The organism is Kitasatospora sp. MBT66, assembly GCF_000710405.2.
In the GTDB taxonomy this organism is placed as follows: Bacteria; Actinomycetota; Actinomycetes; order Streptomycetales; family Streptomycetaceae; genus Kitasatospora; species Kitasatospora purpeofusca.
The window spans coordinates 172761-173188 of the sequence record NZ_JAIY01000012.1 but is presented as its reverse complement, the minus strand read 5'-3'; positions in this window follow the sequence as shown (position 1 = coordinate 173188).

Sequence of the window (428 nt, the reverse complement as noted above, 5' to 3'; positions counted from 1 at the left end):
CGGTGGACGAGGTGATGACCACCGAGCTGGTGAGCGCGACCTTCGGCCACCCGATCCGGATCACCCGCCAGGACGGCCGCTGGACCGCCCGGGCCGCCGCCCGCCGCACCCCGACGGGCTGAGCCCGGCGGTCCCGGACGACCTCTTCCCAGGGGCGCGCACCCACCGGTGCGTGCCCCTTTACCACTTCTTTGCCATCGGTGCCACCTGGGACCGGGCCACGAGTGGCCTGAAATCGTCGGTGGACCGACCATCGGGACGCCGGAGCCCTTGTCCCACCTGCACCGTTTCGTGACCGACCCCGGTGTAGACGGCAAAATCCGATATCCCTAAGGTATGCCTTAGCTAAGTGGACGGGGGCACCGACGGCGTCGTTGCTCCTCGTCCGCGCTCAGCCCTGCCCTGAAACGCCCTGTCCTGACCGCTGG